The organism is Cumulibacter soli, assembly GCF_004382795.1.
In the GTDB taxonomy this organism is placed as follows: domain Bacteria; phylum Actinomycetota; class Actinomycetes; order Mycobacteriales; family Antricoccaceae; genus Cumulibacter; species Cumulibacter soli.
Genome location: NZ_SMSG01000004.1, coordinates 387,991 through 402,575, shown reverse-complemented (window position 1 = coordinate 402,575; position 14,585 = coordinate 387,991). Strand labels below are relative to the sequence as shown.

13 protein-coding genes, 1 tRNA gene and 1 riboswitch are annotated in these 14,585 nt (G+C 65.7%); of the genes, 11 read left to right on the top strand and 3 right to left on the bottom strand.

Features of this window, described 5'->3' with window-relative positions; translation table 11 throughout:
* Positions 1 to 4: 4 nt before the first annotated feature.
* From cobBC to E1H16_RS11185, 3 genes are read left to right on the top strand one after another with little or no spacing between them, the layout of a single operon-like run.
* Complete coding sequence (cobBC, locus tag E1H16_RS11195; RefSeq protein WP_134323949.1) at positions 5 to 2,527, top strand: bifunctional hydrogenobyrinic acid a,c-diamide synthase/histidinol phosphate aminotransferase CobBC; 2,523 nt, start codon at positions 5 to 7, stop codon at positions 2,525 to 2,527.
* A gap of 2 nt (positions 2,528 to 2,529) precedes the next feature.
* Positions 2,530 to 3,504, top strand: coding sequence for a uroporphyrinogen-III C-methyltransferase (cobA, locus tag E1H16_RS11190; RefSeq protein ID WP_134324032.1), 975 nt, complete (start codon positions 2,530 to 2,532; stop codon positions 3,502 to 3,504).
* Positions 3,501 to 4,520 (top strand): cobalamin biosynthesis protein, encoded by a 1,020-nt coding sequence (locus E1H16_RS11185; protein ID WP_134323948.1) that lies wholly within the window; start codon positions 3,501 to 3,503, stop codon positions 4,518 to 4,520. The genes cobA and E1H16_RS11185 overlap by 4 nt, the downstream gene beginning before the upstream one ends.
* 70 nt (positions 4,521 to 4,590) lie before the next feature.
* Here the strand turns inward: E1H16_RS11185 and E1H16_RS11180 are convergent, their stop codons facing one another.
* Positions 4,591 to 5,325 (bottom strand): cobalt-precorrin-6A reductase, encoded by a 735-nt coding sequence (locus tag E1H16_RS11180; RefSeq protein WP_134323947.1) that lies wholly within the window; start codon positions 5,323 to 5,325, stop codon positions 4,591 to 4,593.
* Positions 5,326 to 5,389: 64 nt separating this feature from the next.
* Positions 5,390 to 6,019 (bottom strand): hypothetical protein, encoded by a 630-nt coding sequence (locus E1H16_RS11175; protein WP_134323946.1) that lies wholly within the window; start codon positions 6,017 to 6,019, stop codon positions 5,390 to 5,392.
* Positions 6,020 to 6,129: 110 nt separating this feature from the next.
* Here E1H16_RS11175 and E1H16_RS11170 point away from each other — a divergent pair, with 110 nt between their 5' ends.
* Entirely contained in the window at positions 6,130 to 6,591 is a 462-nt protein-coding gene (locus E1H16_RS11170; protein ID WP_134323945.1) for an SRPBCC domain-containing protein, read from the top strand.
* 105 nt (positions 6,592 to 6,696) lie between these two features.
* Here the strand turns inward: E1H16_RS11170 and E1H16_RS11165 are convergent.
* Positions 6,697 to 6,784: transfer RNA gene (locus tag E1H16_RS11165), tRNA-Ser, on the bottom strand.
* Positions 6,785 to 6,890: 106 nt separating this feature from the next.
* Positions 6,891 to 7,100: riboswitch (cobalamin riboswitch) on the top strand.
* Between the two features lie 28 nt (positions 7,101 to 7,128).
* Here E1H16_RS11165 and E1H16_RS11160 point away from each other — a divergent pair.
* From E1H16_RS11160 to E1H16_RS11130, 7 genes are all read left to right on the top strand, one after another.
* Positions 7,129 to 8,697, top strand: coding sequence for an ABC transporter substrate-binding protein (locus E1H16_RS11160; RefSeq protein WP_134323944.1), 1,569 nt, complete (start codon positions 7,129 to 7,131; stop codon positions 8,695 to 8,697).
* Positions 8,698 to 8,699: 2 nt separating this feature from the next.
* Entirely contained in the window at positions 8,700 to 9,719 is a 1,020-nt protein-coding gene (locus E1H16_RS11155) for an ABC transporter permease (protein ID WP_134323943.1), read from the top strand.
* Positions 9,716 to 10,606, top strand: coding sequence for an ABC transporter permease (locus E1H16_RS11150; RefSeq protein ID WP_134323942.1), 891 nt, complete (start codon positions 9,716 to 9,718; stop codon positions 10,604 to 10,606). Before E1H16_RS11155 ends, E1H16_RS11150 begins: the two co-directional genes overlap by 4 nt.
* 43 nt (positions 10,607 to 10,649) lie before the next feature.
* On the top strand, positions 10,650 to 12,188 hold the full coding sequence (locus tag E1H16_RS11145) for an ABC transporter ATP-binding protein (RefSeq protein WP_208379005.1): 1,539 nt from the start codon (positions 10,650 to 10,652) through the stop codon (positions 12,186 to 12,188).
* Positions 12,185 to 12,925: a (2Fe-2S)-binding protein gene (locus tag E1H16_RS11140; protein ID WP_134323941.1), complete on the top strand. Its 741-nt coding sequence runs from the start codon at positions 12,185 to 12,187 to the stop codon at positions 12,923 to 12,925. The genes E1H16_RS11145 and E1H16_RS11140 overlap by 4 nt, the downstream gene beginning before the upstream one ends.
* 95 nt (positions 12,926 to 13,020) lie before the next feature.
* Positions 13,021 to 14,193, top strand: a complete 1,173-nt coding sequence (locus E1H16_RS11135) for a thiolase family protein (protein ID WP_134323940.1) — start codon at positions 13,021 to 13,023, stop codon at positions 14,191 to 14,193.
* Positions 14,193 to 14,579, top strand: coding sequence for a Zn-ribbon domain-containing OB-fold protein (locus E1H16_RS11130; protein ID WP_134323939.1), 387 nt, complete (start codon positions 14,193 to 14,195; stop codon positions 14,577 to 14,579). Before E1H16_RS11135 ends, E1H16_RS11130 begins: the two co-directional genes overlap by 1 nt.
* Positions 14,580 to 14,585 lie beyond the last annotated feature (6 nt).

Sequence of the window (14,585 nt, the reverse complement as noted above, 5' to 3'; positions counted from 1 at the left end):
AGCGATGCTGAGCGTCCCGCGGGTCGTCATCGCGGCCGCAGCATCCGGGCAAGGAAAGACCACCGTAGCGGTCGGCCTGATGGCCGCACTGACCCGGTCCGGGCATCAGGTAGCGCCAGCGAAGGTTGGACCCGACTTCATCGACCCGGGCTACCACGCACTCGCGACCGGACGCGCTGGGCGAAACCTCGATCCCTGGCTGTGCAGCGAAGAACTGATGATGCCACTGCTCGCGCACGGCCACTTCAGCCCGCAACCCGCTGCGCTGTCGCTGATCGAGGGCGTAATGGGGCTGTACGACGGCCGGATCGGCACCGACGGGTACGCCTCCACCGCGCACCTGGCCGCGATCACCGGAAGTCCGGTGATCCTGGTCCTCGACATTTCCGCCGCCGCGCGCACGATCGCCGCAACCGTGCATGGATTGGCCACCTTTGACCCGGCGATCACCGTCGCTGGCGTCATCCTGAATAAGTCGGGGTCGCAGCGTCACGCGGACGAGGTACGCCGATCGGTTGAAGCCGCCGGCTACCCGGTGTTAGGCGTGCTGCCGCGCGATGCCGGCGTGAGCGCACCCTCGCGCCACCTCGGTCTCGTTCCGGTCGCCGAACGGCGCGATGTCGCTTCCGCCCTTGATCTGCTCGCCGAGCAGACCGCGACGTATATCGACCTCGATGCGGTACGCCGGATTGCTGACGGCGCACCGCAGGTAGCGATCGATCCGTGGTCGCCGCCGGTGCGGGAGCGGCCATCGAAACCCGTCGTCGCCGTAGCGGGTGGGCGAGCATTCACGTTCCGATACGCCGAGACTGATGAACTGATTCGCGCCCAGGGTGCTGAGCCCGTCGTGTTCGACCCAGCCACAGACTCGTCGCTGCCAGCCGGCACCGCCGCGATCTACCTCGGCGGTGGGTTCCCCGAAATGCATGCCGTCGAACTTGCCGGGAATCAATCGTTGAAGCGTCAGATCCGCGACGCCGTACTCTCGGGTATGCCAACGGTCGCCGAATGCGCCGGGATGCTGTACCTCTCCGAATCGGTCGACGGACACGACTTTGCCGGCGCGATCCCCGCCAGGGCAGCGATGGGCCCGCGCCTGAAGCTTGGTTATGAACGCGCGACGCTCGGTGCCGACAGCGTTATCGGAGGAGCGGGCCTGGAGGTTCGGGGCCACGAATTCCACCGAACCCAGATCAGCCCGGTGACCGCGAACCCGCCCGCGTGGCGGTACGAGACCGGAAACGCAGGATTTGCGCTCGATCCAGCCGCGACCGGCCGCGCGACAGTGCATGCGTCGTACCTGCATGTGCATTGGGCCGGAGCGCCATCGCTGGCCACCGCGTTCTGCGACGCCGCCGCCCAGTTCGCCGCATCATCGACCGCTACCGTCCCGGTGAGTGTGGACCAGAATGACCCTGCCGAGCGAACCATCACGCTAGCCAGCACGAGTTCACCAGGACTCGCCGACGAGCCCACCTCCGGTGCGTCAGCAGGGCGCGAATCGCTCGCGTCCCTCGATCACCACGGCGACGCGGAAGTCGCCAGCGGGCTGGCCGACTTCGCGGTCAACGTCCGCGCCGCCGCGCCGCCGGCCTGGCTGTCCACCCAGTTGCGGGACGCCGTTGGTGACGTCGGCCCTTACCCCTCCGTGGATGCGGCGCGCACCGCGATCGCCCGCAGACATGGGATCGCAGACGATATGGTGCTGCCCACCAATGGCGCCGCCGAAGCGTTCACGCTCATAGCGCGAGCTCTCAACACGCGGCGCCCGGTTATCGTGCACCCTCAGTTCACTGAACCCGAATCGGCGCTGCGCCGCGCCGATATCGCGCCCGAACATGTGCTGCTCAGCGAGCGAGACGGATTCGCGTTGCATGCTGCCGCAGTACCGGACGATGCCGATCTGGTGATCGTGGGAAACCCGACCAATCCCACCGGCGTCCTGCATCCCCGCGGTGCATTGGAATCTCTGCGACGCGCGGACCGGATGTTGGTCGTGGACGAAGCATTCGCGGATGCGATTCCCGGAGATCCACAGACGATGATCGCGGCCGATATGTCAGGTGTGGTGGTGATCCGGTCCTTGACCAAGACGTGGTCGATGGCCGGCGTACGCGCGGGTTACATCATCGCTGAGCCCGAGGTGATCGCTCGGCTCGCCGCCCAGCAGCCACATTGGTCGGTCTCCACGTTCGCCGCCGTGGCGATGGAGGTGACCGCTCGAGGAGACGCCGTTCGTGAGGCCGAAAACGGGGCGCGTGAGCTGCAACGCTGGCGGACGGAGCTCATCGAAGGCCTGCAGAAGTTGGGGCTGCGGTCTGTGCCCGGACACGCGCCGTTCGTGCTGGTCCGGGTCGGCATCGGTGCCCATCGCGCGCTACGCGAGGCTGGAATCGCAGTCCGCAGCTGCGATAGCTTCCCCGGACTCGACGGATCGTGGGTGCGCATCGCGGTCAGAGAACCTGCGGCCACCGCTCGGCTGCTGGAAACATTGGAACGAATCACTAGCTCGGAGAGCCTCGCGTGAGCATGCCCTTTTCCTTAGATGGCTGCAAAGTACTCCTGCACGCCCCCGCTGCCGGTGTCGCGGAGCGAGTGCATGCCCTACTCGATGCAGGTGCCCAGGTGAGCGTCATGGCGACCGAGCCAGACGCGACACTTCGGGACATCGCCTCCCGCGAGCTCATCGATCTGGTGACCGATGCCGACCCGCTGCAGTACGACGTCGTACTGCGCGACCGACCACGCGCCGAAGCTGTCCGGCCCGCGGCCGATGACGGCGGCGCGGTCACGCTCGTCGGAGGTGGACCGGGTGATCAGGGATTGCTCACCATCGCCGGTATGCAGGCGATCGCCGAGGCCGACGTCATTGTCTGCGACCGGCTAGCACCGTTGGGTGCGCTGTCGCGAGCCAAGCCGGACGCCGAGGTGATTCATGTCGGCAAGATCCCGCGAGGCGAGTTCACGCCGCAGGAAGCCATCAACGAGTTGCTGGTAACGCGTGCGCGTGCAGGGCTTCGAGTGACCCGGCTCAAGGGCGGGGACAGTTTCGTATTCGGCCGCGGTGGCGAGGAGTGGAACGCGTGCGTCGCTGCAGGCGTGCCGGTGCGGTCGATACCTGGTGTTAGTTCGTCTATCGCCGCGGCCGAATTGATCGGTGTGCCGGTGACGCATCGCTCCCTTACCCAAGGATTTATCGTCGTGTCTGGGCACGTCGCTCCCGACGATCCACGTAATACGGTCGATTGGGGAGCGTTGGCGCGATCGGGCCTGACGATCGTGGTGCTGATGGGTGTGGCGGTACTCGACGCCATTGCCAAGACCCTGATCGCCGCGGGAATGCCGGAGCACACTCCCGCGGCGTGCATCGCCGACGCGAGCATGCCGAGCCAACGATCGGTCACCTCCACGCTGAGCGAGATCGACCGGACGGCGTCCGACGCAGGGGTGGGTGCGCCCGCGGTGACCGTCATCGGTCCGGTCGTGTCCGCGCTCGCGCGATGAGCTTTCGCCGCACTCGTCCCGCAGCGTCAACTCGCGCTCGAGTTCGGCTAGGTGCCGCGTTCGGAGCCGGTCCGCCGCAGCGTGCGCGGACCCTCGATGCGGTGAGCATCGGGTTGCTGGCAGGCTTCACCGCTGACCGACTGCTCGGCGACCCACAACGCGGCCATCCCGTGGCCGGGTTTGGGCGGGTAGCGGCGGCGCTACAACGCCCGCTGTATCGCGATTCCAAGATCAATGGTGCGGCGTACGAGGCGGTACTAGTCGGCGGCGCAACCGCCCTCGGCGCCGCCCTGTACCGGGGGCCGGTGTGGCTTAGAGCGGGCGTTACTGCCGCTGCGACCTGGGCGGTACTCGGCGGGCGGACCCTGGAAAGCGAGGCGCGCGCGGTGGCTCACAGCGTCCAAGGCGACGATCTCAGCACGGCGCGTCGTCGAGTGCGGTCACTCGTGGGACGTGACCCGAGCAACCTGAGTGGCGATGAGCTCGCGCGAGCGTGCGTGGAATCGCTCGCGGAGAACACGTCGGACGCGGTCGTCGCTCCGCTGGTGTGGGGTGCTGCAGCGGGCGTGCCCGGATTACTTGGATATCGCGCGATCAACACCCTTGATGCGATGGTTGGTTATCGCTCGCCGCGCTGGGCGCGATTCGGCTGGGCCGCGGCTCGAGTGGATGACGCGGCAAATTTCGTTCCCGCGCGGCTGGCCGCGGGCCTGACGGCCCTATTGTCCGGGCGGCCTCGGGAGGTGCTGGCCGTCGTGCGACGCGACGCACGGCAGCACCCCAGTCCCAACGGCGGGCGGATAGAGGCGGCGTACGCCGCGACGCTCGGAGTCCGCCTCGGTGGCAGCAATACGTACGGCGGGGTGATCGAGGACCGCGGCGTGCTGGGCGACGGTGCGCCGGTCCGCGTCGCGGACGTTGATAGAGCCGCTCGACTCGGCCGTCGTCTGTCGGCCGCGTCGCTCGCGGTCTGTGTGATCTCGCGCATCGTCGTTCGTCGCCTCGCCCGCCGGTAGCACGGGTCACGGCCGGTCACTGACGTCGAGAAGCCATACGCGGCAACGGCGAAAGAGACTGCGACACGCGTCAACCGACTACCGCGGACAGCGCCTCGTGCAGTGTGGGAACCTCGAGGACCCCAGCGGGCGCCTCGGGACGCCCCACAACCACGACCGGTACCCCCAACGACGCTGCGGCGTCCAGTTTCGCGGAGGTGTAAGAACCGCCGGAATCCTTCGTCAGCAGCACATCGACTTCGTGCTGGCGCATCACGGCCAGTTCCCCATCAACGCTGTACGGCCCCCGATCGAGGAGTACCCGCCACGCCGTGGGCGGGGTCGATGACAGTGGCTCAACTACCCGGACCAGCACCGAACGCGACGCCCACGGCTCGAGGAAATGAGGCAGCGTCTGACGGCCCGTTGTCAGGAATGGTTGCGATCCAAGCTCCTGCGCGGCAGTGCGAGCCTCATCGTAGGACCGAACCCACGTCCATGATGCTGAGTCCGGCCGGGCACGCCATCCAGGCCGGGCGTACCGCACGAACGGTACGCCCGCGGCATCCGAGGCGTCGGCGCCGTGCCGAGTCATCGTCTGGGCGAACGGATGGGTGGCATCGATGACATGGGTGATGCCGTCAGTCTGCAGAAATGCGGCGAGTCCTTTGCTACCGCCGAAACCGCCGATCCGGACCTCGCCCGCAGGCAACCGCGGATTCTGTACCCGGCCAGCCAATGTGGAAATCACCGGGACGCCGAGGTCGACCAGTGCCGCGGCCAGCCCACGCGCTTCGGCGGTGCCGCCGAGAATCAGCACTCTCATTGATCCTGCTCCAATGGTTTCAACCCGTGTCGGGTACGCGTTGAAGTATCGCCTGCGAGGGGTGTCAGATGTGTGTGCACCCGATGCTCTTGTCCACGGAGATCAGAAACGTGGTGCACAGCAGCACGTTCGAGCGGTCAGTCTCGGATCGATCGAACGTGTACACGGCTGTGAACTCGTCTGACTCATAGTCCGGGATCGATGCGGAGTCGCCGACCACTTCGCCGACCGACGCCATCTGACCGGTGGTGTCCGTGAGGGTCGGAACCACCTGACCCGTGCTCAGTCCAGGCGCACTGATCAGGCTGGTCACCCGGAACTCGACGAGCATCCACACCGGGTCGTCGGCTGCCTCGTACGGCCAATGAGGTTCAGCTTCTTCGGCGGGCGCGTCATAGGCGACGTCGAGCAACTCCATCGCGTAGTACGCATGGCAGAACACCTCTCCCGGGGACGCGGGGCTCGCGAGCGGGTGGTCGGCACACTCATCGACGATCGCAGGAGTCTGCGCGCTCGTGGCCTCGGCGTCCGACGTCGGCGCTGATTCGTGCGAACTATGTGGCTCGTGCGATTCATGCGAACTGTGCGACTCAGAATGGCCACTGCCGACGTCAAGATCGTCGCTGGCCCCGCAACCAGATATCAGCAGGGCAAGCGAGGCGAGTACCGCGATGGCACTGGCTGCTCGGCGCATGTCCCGAACATACCGGTCCGGTCACGTCGTAGCCGACCCATAGCCATGTGCGGAGACGCCAGGCTCCCGCGAGGTCGCGGGGCCGGTGGTGGCGCGCCTAGGGTTGGGGTATGGGAAGAACCGATCGCGCCAGTCTCCTCATTCACGTCGACCGGGATGAGGTGTTCGCGGCGCTGGCCAGTCGTGATGCGCTGCAGACCTGGCTGCCTCCGAAGGGGATGCAGGGTCGGTTCGAGCAGTTCGATATGCGCGAGGGCGGCTCATACCGGCTGGTGTTGACGTACGAGGATGCGTCAGGTGCGCCCGGCAAGACATCCGTCGACTCGGACGTGGCCGACGTTCGCATCTCACAGATTGTTCTCGGTGAGCGCATCGTGCAGGAGATTGACTTCGACTCCGATGACGCAGCGTTTCAGGGAACCATGCAGATGGAGTGGAACCTGCGCAGTGTGGAGGAAGGGACCGATGTCGAGGTGGTGGCTCGGAATGTCCCCGACGGGGTCCGTGCACGTGACCACGCCGAAGGGATCACGTCGTCGCTGACGAACCTTGCCACCTACCTGGAGCCGTGACAGCTGGCGGAGGATACGAGACCCCGTCGCTGCGCTCCTCCTCGAATCACTGTGCCGTCTACAAACGATTGTGGGCCGGACACTTCGTGCCCGACCCACAACCGTTGGCGGAGGATACGAGATTCGAACTCGTGAGGGCGTGAACCCAACCCGCTTTCCAAGCGAGCGCCATAGGCCTCTAGGCGAATCCTCCACGCGGCGCGATGCCGCGACACACAAGGTTACCGGTACTGGTGTCCGCACCGCACGCCAGGTAATAGTGAGATGGGCCGCGGCCGCGGTGTCCGCCGTGAGCGCTGCTATTGTTCACTTGCTGCGGTGTACGGGAATTCGGTGCAATGCCGAAGCGGCCCTCGCCACTGTAAGCAGAACTGACTCGAACCTCGATCGGCGCGCTTGCGCCGGAAGTCACTGGATAACCACATCCGGGAAGGCTGTTCGAATCGGACTTCGGCGTACCTGCCGGAGATTCTGTGAGCCAGGAGACCGATCGCAGCGATCCGATGCATTCCACGAGGTTCTGGAAAGGCGGCTCGCATGCGCGTTCCGTATGTACGTTCAATTCGTCGATTTAGCGCCGGGGCACTCGCCGTCGCACTCGTCCTGGCTGGGACCGCGTGCGGAACGAGCGATCCCGGGCAGCAGGATGGCGAGGACCCCACGTCGCTGACGCTGGCGACCAGTTTCCCCATCGATGACGTAGACCCGATGACGAACGGGTTCTGGTTCATCGAGTTCGGCGCTGCCGAATTGCTGATGCGGCCCGTACTCGCCGCCGAGCCCGAGCCATGGCTGCTCCAAGATCTACAGAACGTCGACGAACACACCTGGGTGTTGACCCTGAACGAGGGCACCGCGTTCCAGAACGGGAATCCGCTCGACGGCGAGGCGCTCGCCGCAGTGATGAACTATGACCTGGAGAACGTCCCCGGTCTTAAACCGTTGGCTGGGACGACGGTCGAGGCGACCGGTGAACGCGAGGTCACCGTGACCACCGCGGAACCGACCCCGAATCTGCCGTACCTGCTCGCCGACGAGTCGAAGTTCGTCATTTTCGACCTGGCCGCGTACGAGGCTGCGGACGAAGACGTGGCCAAACTCGACGATGCGCAGATCTACACCGGCCCGTACGTCGTCGACACGCTCGATCCGCAGACCATGACGATGAGCGCCGACGATGACTACTGGGGCGGTACGCCGCCGCTGGAGACGGTCACGGTCAAGTTCATCGAAGAGGCGCAGTCACGCATTCTTGCCGTGCAGAACGGCGAAGCTGACCTCGCGTTGTACCCACCGACCGACTCTGCCAAGAGCATCGAGGGCCGCACCGATGCGTACTGGATCACGGGTACGCCGAAGGGCCCAACTTTCCAGTTCCGAATGAATCAGAAGACCGGTGTGCTGACTGACGGCGACGTGCGCCAGGCGCTGCTGGCGGCGATCGATTACGACGAGATCGCCGACGACGTGATGAATGGTCTGTACGAGGTTTCGAACGGTATGTACTCGCCGCAGGCGCCGTACTACCAGGACATGTTCGATACGGATCTCGACAAGGCTGAACAGCTGCTGGATGATGCCGGCTGGGCCGAGGGTGCGAATGGCACCCGCAGCAAGGACGGTGAACCGCTGGTCCTGAACCTGCTGACGTTCCCGCAGCAGCCAGATTCAGAAACGCTGGCGTTGGCCGTGCAGGCTCAACTCGGGGACATTGGTATCACCGTCGAGATTCAGCAGGTCCCGGACATTGATGAGGCCGAGCAGGACCCGAACGTGAACTGGCAGCTTGCCCCGCACAGCAACGGGACGACGTCATTCTCGGGCGATCCAACGACGACCCTGCAGAGTACGTTCGCCAGCGATGGCGACGGCAATCACAGTGGAATCAAGGACCCGGAACTCGATGCGCTGATCGACGAGTACGCCACCACGATGGACCCGGAGGCTCGCAATGCGGTCCTCGGCGAAATACAGACCGTGATCGCCGATAACGCCTACATGGGCTGGCTCGGCATGCGGATCCCTGGCATCGTGGCGGGACCCGCGTGGCAGGACTACGAGATCCCGATGGCGAACCTCTGGGTCGGTTTCGAAACGACGCCGTAGCGATGCTGGTAACCCTCGCGCGCAGGGTGGGGATCGCTGTCCTCACCCTGCTTGCCGCGAGCGTGATCATCTGGAGTCTGCTCTTGCTGGCGCCAGGAGATCCGGCTGGTGGGGTGTTGCGAGCGCGCGGCATCCTCGAGCCAGACGCGGCGCAGATCGCCGCGATGCGAGCCGAACTCGGACTGGACGGCAACCCGATCGGGCGCTACTTAGATTGGCTGGGCACTGCGTTACAGGGCGACTTCGGGGTGTCCTGGCGATCCGGTAGATCGGTGATGAGCGAGTTCGCGACGCGACTGCCGGCGACCCTGCGGTTGACGGCTGCAGCTCTGGTAATCGGCATCGTGATGGCGCTCGTGATCGGCATCGCTTCGGCCGCGGCACCGCGCCGCTGGCCCGACCGGGTCGGGCGTGTCGTATCGCTCGCCCTGGTCATCGCCCCTGGCTTCCTCGTCGGCCTGATCATCCTCAATGTCCTGGTGCTGCAGTTGGGACTAGGTGTGATCGTCAGCGACGGCACCTGGGGGACGGTCGGCTGGCCGGCCTTCACTCTCGCGCTCGGTTCCGCCGGCTATTGGGCCAGGATTCTGCGCGCATCGATTCTGGAGGCGCAGTCATCCGCCTATATGCAGGTGTGTCGCGCGCGCGGCATCAGTCCGACGCGGCGCATGTTCACCCATGCCTTGCCGAACGCCGCCGGCCCATTCCTGACCGTCGTGTCCCTGGGCGCGGCCGGGTTGATCGGCGGGGCACCGATCGCTGAAAGCGTGTTCACCTGGCCTGGTGTCGGCGGCTACACGATGCAGGCGATCAACGCCCGGGACCAGCCGGTCATCGCGACGTTCACCATGCTGGCGGTACTCATCTACGTCATCGTGAGCCTGCTCATCGACCTACTCCTTGCCGTGATTGATCCGCGGCTGCGTGGACATGGGCTCAGCCGCCGCCAGCTACGCCTAGCGTTGCGCGATGCCGCCCGCACCGAGCAGACCGAAAGTCGCGAACTGGAGGTGAGTCGATGAGCCTGGCCGTGAACCAGATCGCCGATATCGTCGATGAACCGCGTGCTGCACGCGAGCTAGCACCGAAACTATGGGCCCGCCTGCGGCGCCACGGCGGCTTCCGCGTCGGCGCAATCGGGCTGCTGTTGTTGTTCGCGATCGCGCTGATCGGACCGCTGCTCGTCGGTGATCCGAATGCCACCGATTACCGCAACCAACTCGCGCCACCGTCCACAGCGCATTGGCTTGGTACCGACGGTAACGGCCGTGACCTGTTCGCGCGGACCGTGCACGCCGCAGGGGTCTCGACGTACGCCGCGGTGATCGTTTTCGTTATCACCACGGCCATCGGACTCGTGCTCGGAGTGTCCTCTGGGCTGATCGGTGGGTGGTACGACACGCTCGTGTGCCGACTTTGCGACATCATGCTCGGCTTGCCGTCGCTCATTCTCGCGTTGGCTATCGTCGGCGCACTCGGCCCAGGATTCGGCAACCTGATCCTCGCCATGTCACTGACCGGCTGGGCCGGATTGACCAAACTGGCGCGGACCCTTTCCTTGGGGGCGAGACACCGACTGGACGTCGTCGCGGCCCGAATGGCCGGCGTCGGCGGCGTGCGGATCGCGATGACGCACGTGCTGCCTGGCGTTTTCTCGCACACCCTGATCGCGGCGACTCTCGGCTTCGGCGAAACGATCCTCGCGCTCGCCGGCCTGTCCTTCCTTGGACTGGGGGTACAACCACCGACAGCCGAATGGGGCAGCATGCTCAATGAGAGTCGCCTCGACCTCACGGTTGCGCCCTGGCTGTTGATTGGGCCGGGCGTCGGGCTCATCCTCGCGGTCGCGAGCGTCACGTTGATCAGCGACGCGTTGCGCGATTGCGCCGACATCGCGGAGACCGCATGACCTCGACAGCCCACGCGATCCGCCGCAGGACTCGGGAGACGACATGAGCCACAAGAGCGACATGTTGCGGATCGAGGACCTGACGGTGACCTATCGCGGCGGCTACCGTGCCCTCGACGGAGTGAGTCTGACGGTCGGCTGTGACGAGGTGGTCGCGCTGGTCGGCGAATCGGGTTGCGGTAAGACCAGCACGCTACGGACCGTACTGGGGCTGCTGCCAGCGGGCGCACGCGTCGCTGGAGCGATCGAGCTGGACGGCCAACCGCTGGCGGGGCTTCGAAAGCGGGAGCGCTCGGCGGCGCGCGTCCGCGCCGGCTACGTCACGCAGGATCCGTACTCGGCATTTGATCCGCTGCGGACGGTGCGTCACCACATCCTTGAGCCGCTGCGACCGGCGGGCGTCGAGATCAGTGAGGTCGCCGTACTGGACGCGCTGCGCTCGGCGGGTATCCCCGACGCGTCGGAGCGGTGGACGCAGTATCCGCATCAGTGGTCCGGCGGGATGTTGCAACGTGCCGATATCGTCGCGGCCGCACTGCTGGAGCCGTCGGTCACGCTCGCGGACGAACCCACCAGTGCGCTGGATGCCGAACTTGCCGACGACATGATGCATCTGCTTCGGCGTTCCTCGAAGGGGTTGCTGTTCGTCACGCACGACCTGGACCTCGCCGCGCGGCATGCCGACCGGATCATCGTGCTGGACGGCGGCCGAATAGTGGAGGAGGGCGCGTCGGGCGCCGTGATGGCGCGACCGCGGGCGCGGCGGACGATGCAACTTGTGCAGTCTGCGGAGATCCGTGCGACTGCTCAGCCAGCAGTGTCGCCGGATGACAGTGCACTGCAGGATCGTGTCGTTGCCCGCCTTGATCGGGTAACCAAGCGATACGTGACCCGTCGCGGTGTGCACACAGCGGTAGCCGGCATCGACCTGACGGTGCATCCCGGCGAGATAGTCGGCATCTGTGGCCGTTCCGGTTCCGGCAAGTCGACCCTGCTGAGACTGTTGGGCGGGATTGAGGAACCGGATTCCGGCACGGCGACGCGCGCCGGCGAACCCGGCAACGTGCTTCCGATCTTCCAGGATCCCGTTGGCTCGCTCGATGCCCGCTGGCCGATCTGGCGCTCCATCACTGAGCCGATTGCCGCGGCAGCGCGCCGCGACGGCGTACGCCCGCCGCATCGCGCACGGCGTCGTGAGCTCGCCGCAAAGGTCCTCGCGGACGTCGGACTCGGCGATATCGATCCGGATGTGTATCCACGCGGCTTGTCCGTCGGACAATGCCAGCGTGTCGCGATCGCGCGAGTGATCTGTGCGCAGCCGGCGCTGATGATCGCCGACGAGCCGACCTCAAGCCTGGATGTCACCACGGCTACGGAGATCGGAAAGTTGCTACATCGGCTGCGCGAATCCGGCACCGCGCAAGTCATTGTCAGCCACGACATCGCCTTCCTGCGCTACGTGAGCGACCGCATCTATCGAATGGCCGACGGAAGCTTGACGCAGGAGCACGCGGACGCGCCCGTGGAGGAGCAGACGGGGAGTACGGCGCCGCGACGCGAAGATCAGGTGGCTCGCGCATGACCGGGCACGCGGATGAACTATGGGCTGAATTGCTTAGGGTGCTGCCGACCGACACGCTGGTAAGGGCGGCGCCTGCCGTCGAGATCCCAGCGACGTGGTGTCTGGATTCCGACTGGATACAGGAGCAGATCCGGCTTCGCGGCGATATCTGGGGAATCGATGACAGGTTCGTGCTCGGCACGCTTTGGTGGTACTCGGCCAGTACCTGGCTGGTGATGCCTGCAGTGACGAGTTGGTACGTCACTGGTCGCGCGCTATCGCCACGACTTGAGGACACGCGGCTGTTCCATCGCCCGGACAGCAGGATTCCCGGATCACGATCGGTCTCGATCGGCCCGGAGCCGATTGCTGATGTCGCTGCACTGCTAGGAAATTCGCTAGCGCAGGTAATCGACGTACTCGCCGCGATCATCGGTAAGGGAGAACGTCGGCTCTGGTCGTTCGCGGTCGATGCGATCGTGGGTCGGCTGTTGTGGGCCGGTCAGCTCACCGGTCGTACGGCGGAGGTCCTGACCAGTGCGGACCGGTTGATTTCTCAAATGGGTCGTGCCCTGGGCGTGACGCTGCCCGCACCACGGCTGACCACGACACCGACGGGCGAGTCGCATCTGCGACGGGGGTCATGTTGCCTGCTTTATCGGGTGCCGGCGGAAGCCAAGTGCAGCACGTGTCCGCGCCAGCTGCCACAGGAGCGGCTGGCCCGCCTAACCGCCGCCGGGGCCCGTCCCAAGCGTTGATAACGTCAGTTGTTCGTCGGCGCTGCATGTACGTATCGCGACTAATTGATGAGCCACGCTAAGTATCGATCATCCGATAAGGCAGAATCGCGAACATGACGAAACTTGATGCCGCCATCGTCGGTCTCGGGATGACCGACATGGGGAAGGTGTACGGGCGAACAGGTACCCAGTTCGCCGTCGAAGCGATCGGAAAGGCTGCCGCTGACGCCGGGCTCAAGGTCAGCGATATCGACGGTCTGCTGGTGAACTACGGACTCACCCGGGCCGTTGGCATGCCGCTGGCCGCGGACCTTGGGCTGCGGAATCTCTCGGTGCTCTCCGAGATCCAAGCGTACGGATCTTCGGCCGGCGTAATGGTGATGCAGGCCGCGGCAGCCGTCGCGTCCGGGCAGGCGACCGCGGTCGCCTGCGTGTTCTCCGATGTGCCGCTCACCGAAGGAAAGCGCGCCGGAGCGACCTACTCCGACCCGAAGAACCGCCTGCATCCCGGATTCCTCGGGATGCCGGCCGGTGGCGGGCTGCTCGGACCGAACGTGGGGTACGCCCTGGCCGCTCGCCGGCACATGGACAAATATGGCACCACCAGCGAACAGTTCGGGCATATCGCGATCAGCACGCGCAAATGGGCCGAACTGAACCCGATCGCGCAGATGCGCACTCCGCTGACGATGGAGGATCATCAGGAATCCCGCTATATCGTCGATCCGCTGCACTTGTTCGACTGCTGCCTGGTCAGCAACGGGGCGATCGCGGTCATCGTCACCTCAGGCGAGAAGGCGCGCGATCTGGCCAAGCCCCCGGTGTACCTCCACGGCGGCGCGCAGTGCCACCCTGGCTATATCGATGAGCGCGACTCCGAGTTCGGGCTGGTCAGCGGTGCGAAACTCTCCGGCGAGCGAGCCTTCAAGATGGCTGGCGTCACGGTTGATCAGATCGGCGTCCGGGAAATCTACGACTGCTACACGTACACGACGCTGATCACCCTCGAGGACTACGGTTTCTGTGCGAAGGGTGAGGGTGGCGCGCTCGCCGAGTCAGGCGCCTTGGCCCCGGGCGGTTCGTTGCCGACCAACACCGGCGGCGGTCAGCTCTCCGGTTACTACATGTGGGGGATGACTCCGCTGAGCGAAGCGGTCATCCAGGGCCGCGGCGAGGGCGGTGAACGCCAGGTTGCCGATAACGACTACATCCTGGTCTCCGGCAACGGTGGCGTCCTGCAACACCATGCGACCCTGATCCTCAGCCCGCACCCTAAGGAGGCGTGATGTCCGCCGAGAACATGCTGCCCGTGCAGCGAGACGACGCATCGGCTGCGTTCTTTGACGCCGCTGCTGAAGGCCGACTGCTGGTGCACCAGTGTCCGCAGGGCCACCTTTTCGCGCCGCAGATCAGTACCTGCCCGCGCTGCCAGAGCACCGAGCTCAGCTGGTCGGAGGCCTCTGGTCGTGCGACGCTCGCGTCGTACGCCGTGATCAACCGACGGGGTCAGTCCGAGTTACCGGTCGCGATCGTCGAGCTCGACGAGGGCCCGTGGATCCGTATGCAATTGCAGGATGTCTCCACCGGAGACCTGAAGGTCGGACTGCCGCTGCAGATCCGATTTGCCGCTCCTGAAGGCGGCGAGCCCCTGCCGTACGCCGTCCCCGCGTAAATAGCG

Bases quoted from the DNA above. Each gene is read 5' to 3' on its own strand.
- cobBC (WP_134323949.1), top strand. From the start codon at position 5: ATGCTGAGCGTCCCGCGGGTCGTCATCGCGGCCGCAGCATCCGGGCAA.
- cobA (WP_134324032.1), top strand. From the start codon at position 2,530: ATGCCCTTTTCCTTAGATGGCTGCAAAGTACTCCTGCACGCCCCCGCT.
- E1H16_RS11185 (WP_134323948.1), top strand. From the start codon at position 3,501: ATGAGCTTTCGCCGCACTCGTCCCGCAGCGTCAACTCGCGCTCGAGTT.
- E1H16_RS11180 (WP_134323947.1), bottom strand. From the start codon at position 5,325: ATGAGAGTGCTGATTCTCGGCGGCACCGCCGAAGCGCGTGGGCTGGCC.
- E1H16_RS11175 (WP_134323946.1), bottom strand. From the start codon at position 6,019: ATGCGCCGAGCAGCCAGTGCCATCGCGGTACTCGCCTCGCTTGCCCTG.
- E1H16_RS11170 (WP_134323945.1), top strand. From the start codon at position 6,130: ATGGGAAGAACCGATCGCGCCAGTCTCCTCATTCACGTCGACCGGGAT.
- E1H16_RS11160 (WP_134323944.1), top strand. From the start codon at position 7,129: ATGCGCGTTCCGTATGTACGTTCAATTCGTCGATTTAGCGCCGGGGCA.
- E1H16_RS11155 (WP_134323943.1), top strand. From the start codon at position 8,700: ATGCTGGTAACCCTCGCGCGCAGGGTGGGGATCGCTGTCCTCACCCTG.
- E1H16_RS11150 (WP_134323942.1), top strand. From the start codon at position 9,716: ATGAGCCTGGCCGTGAACCAGATCGCCGATATCGTCGATGAACCGCGT.
- E1H16_RS11145 (WP_208379005.1), top strand. From the start codon at position 10,650: ATGAGCCACAAGAGCGACATGTTGCGGATCGAGGACCTGACGGTGACC.
- E1H16_RS11140 (WP_134323941.1), top strand. From the start codon at position 12,185: ATGACCGGGCACGCGGATGAACTATGGGCTGAATTGCTTAGGGTGCTG.
- E1H16_RS11135 (WP_134323940.1), top strand. From the start codon at position 13,021: ATGACGAAACTTGATGCCGCCATCGTCGGTCTCGGGATGACCGACATG.
- E1H16_RS11130 (WP_134323939.1), top strand. From the start codon at position 14,193: ATGTCCGCCGAGAACATGCTGCCCGTGCAGCGAGACGACGCATCGGCT.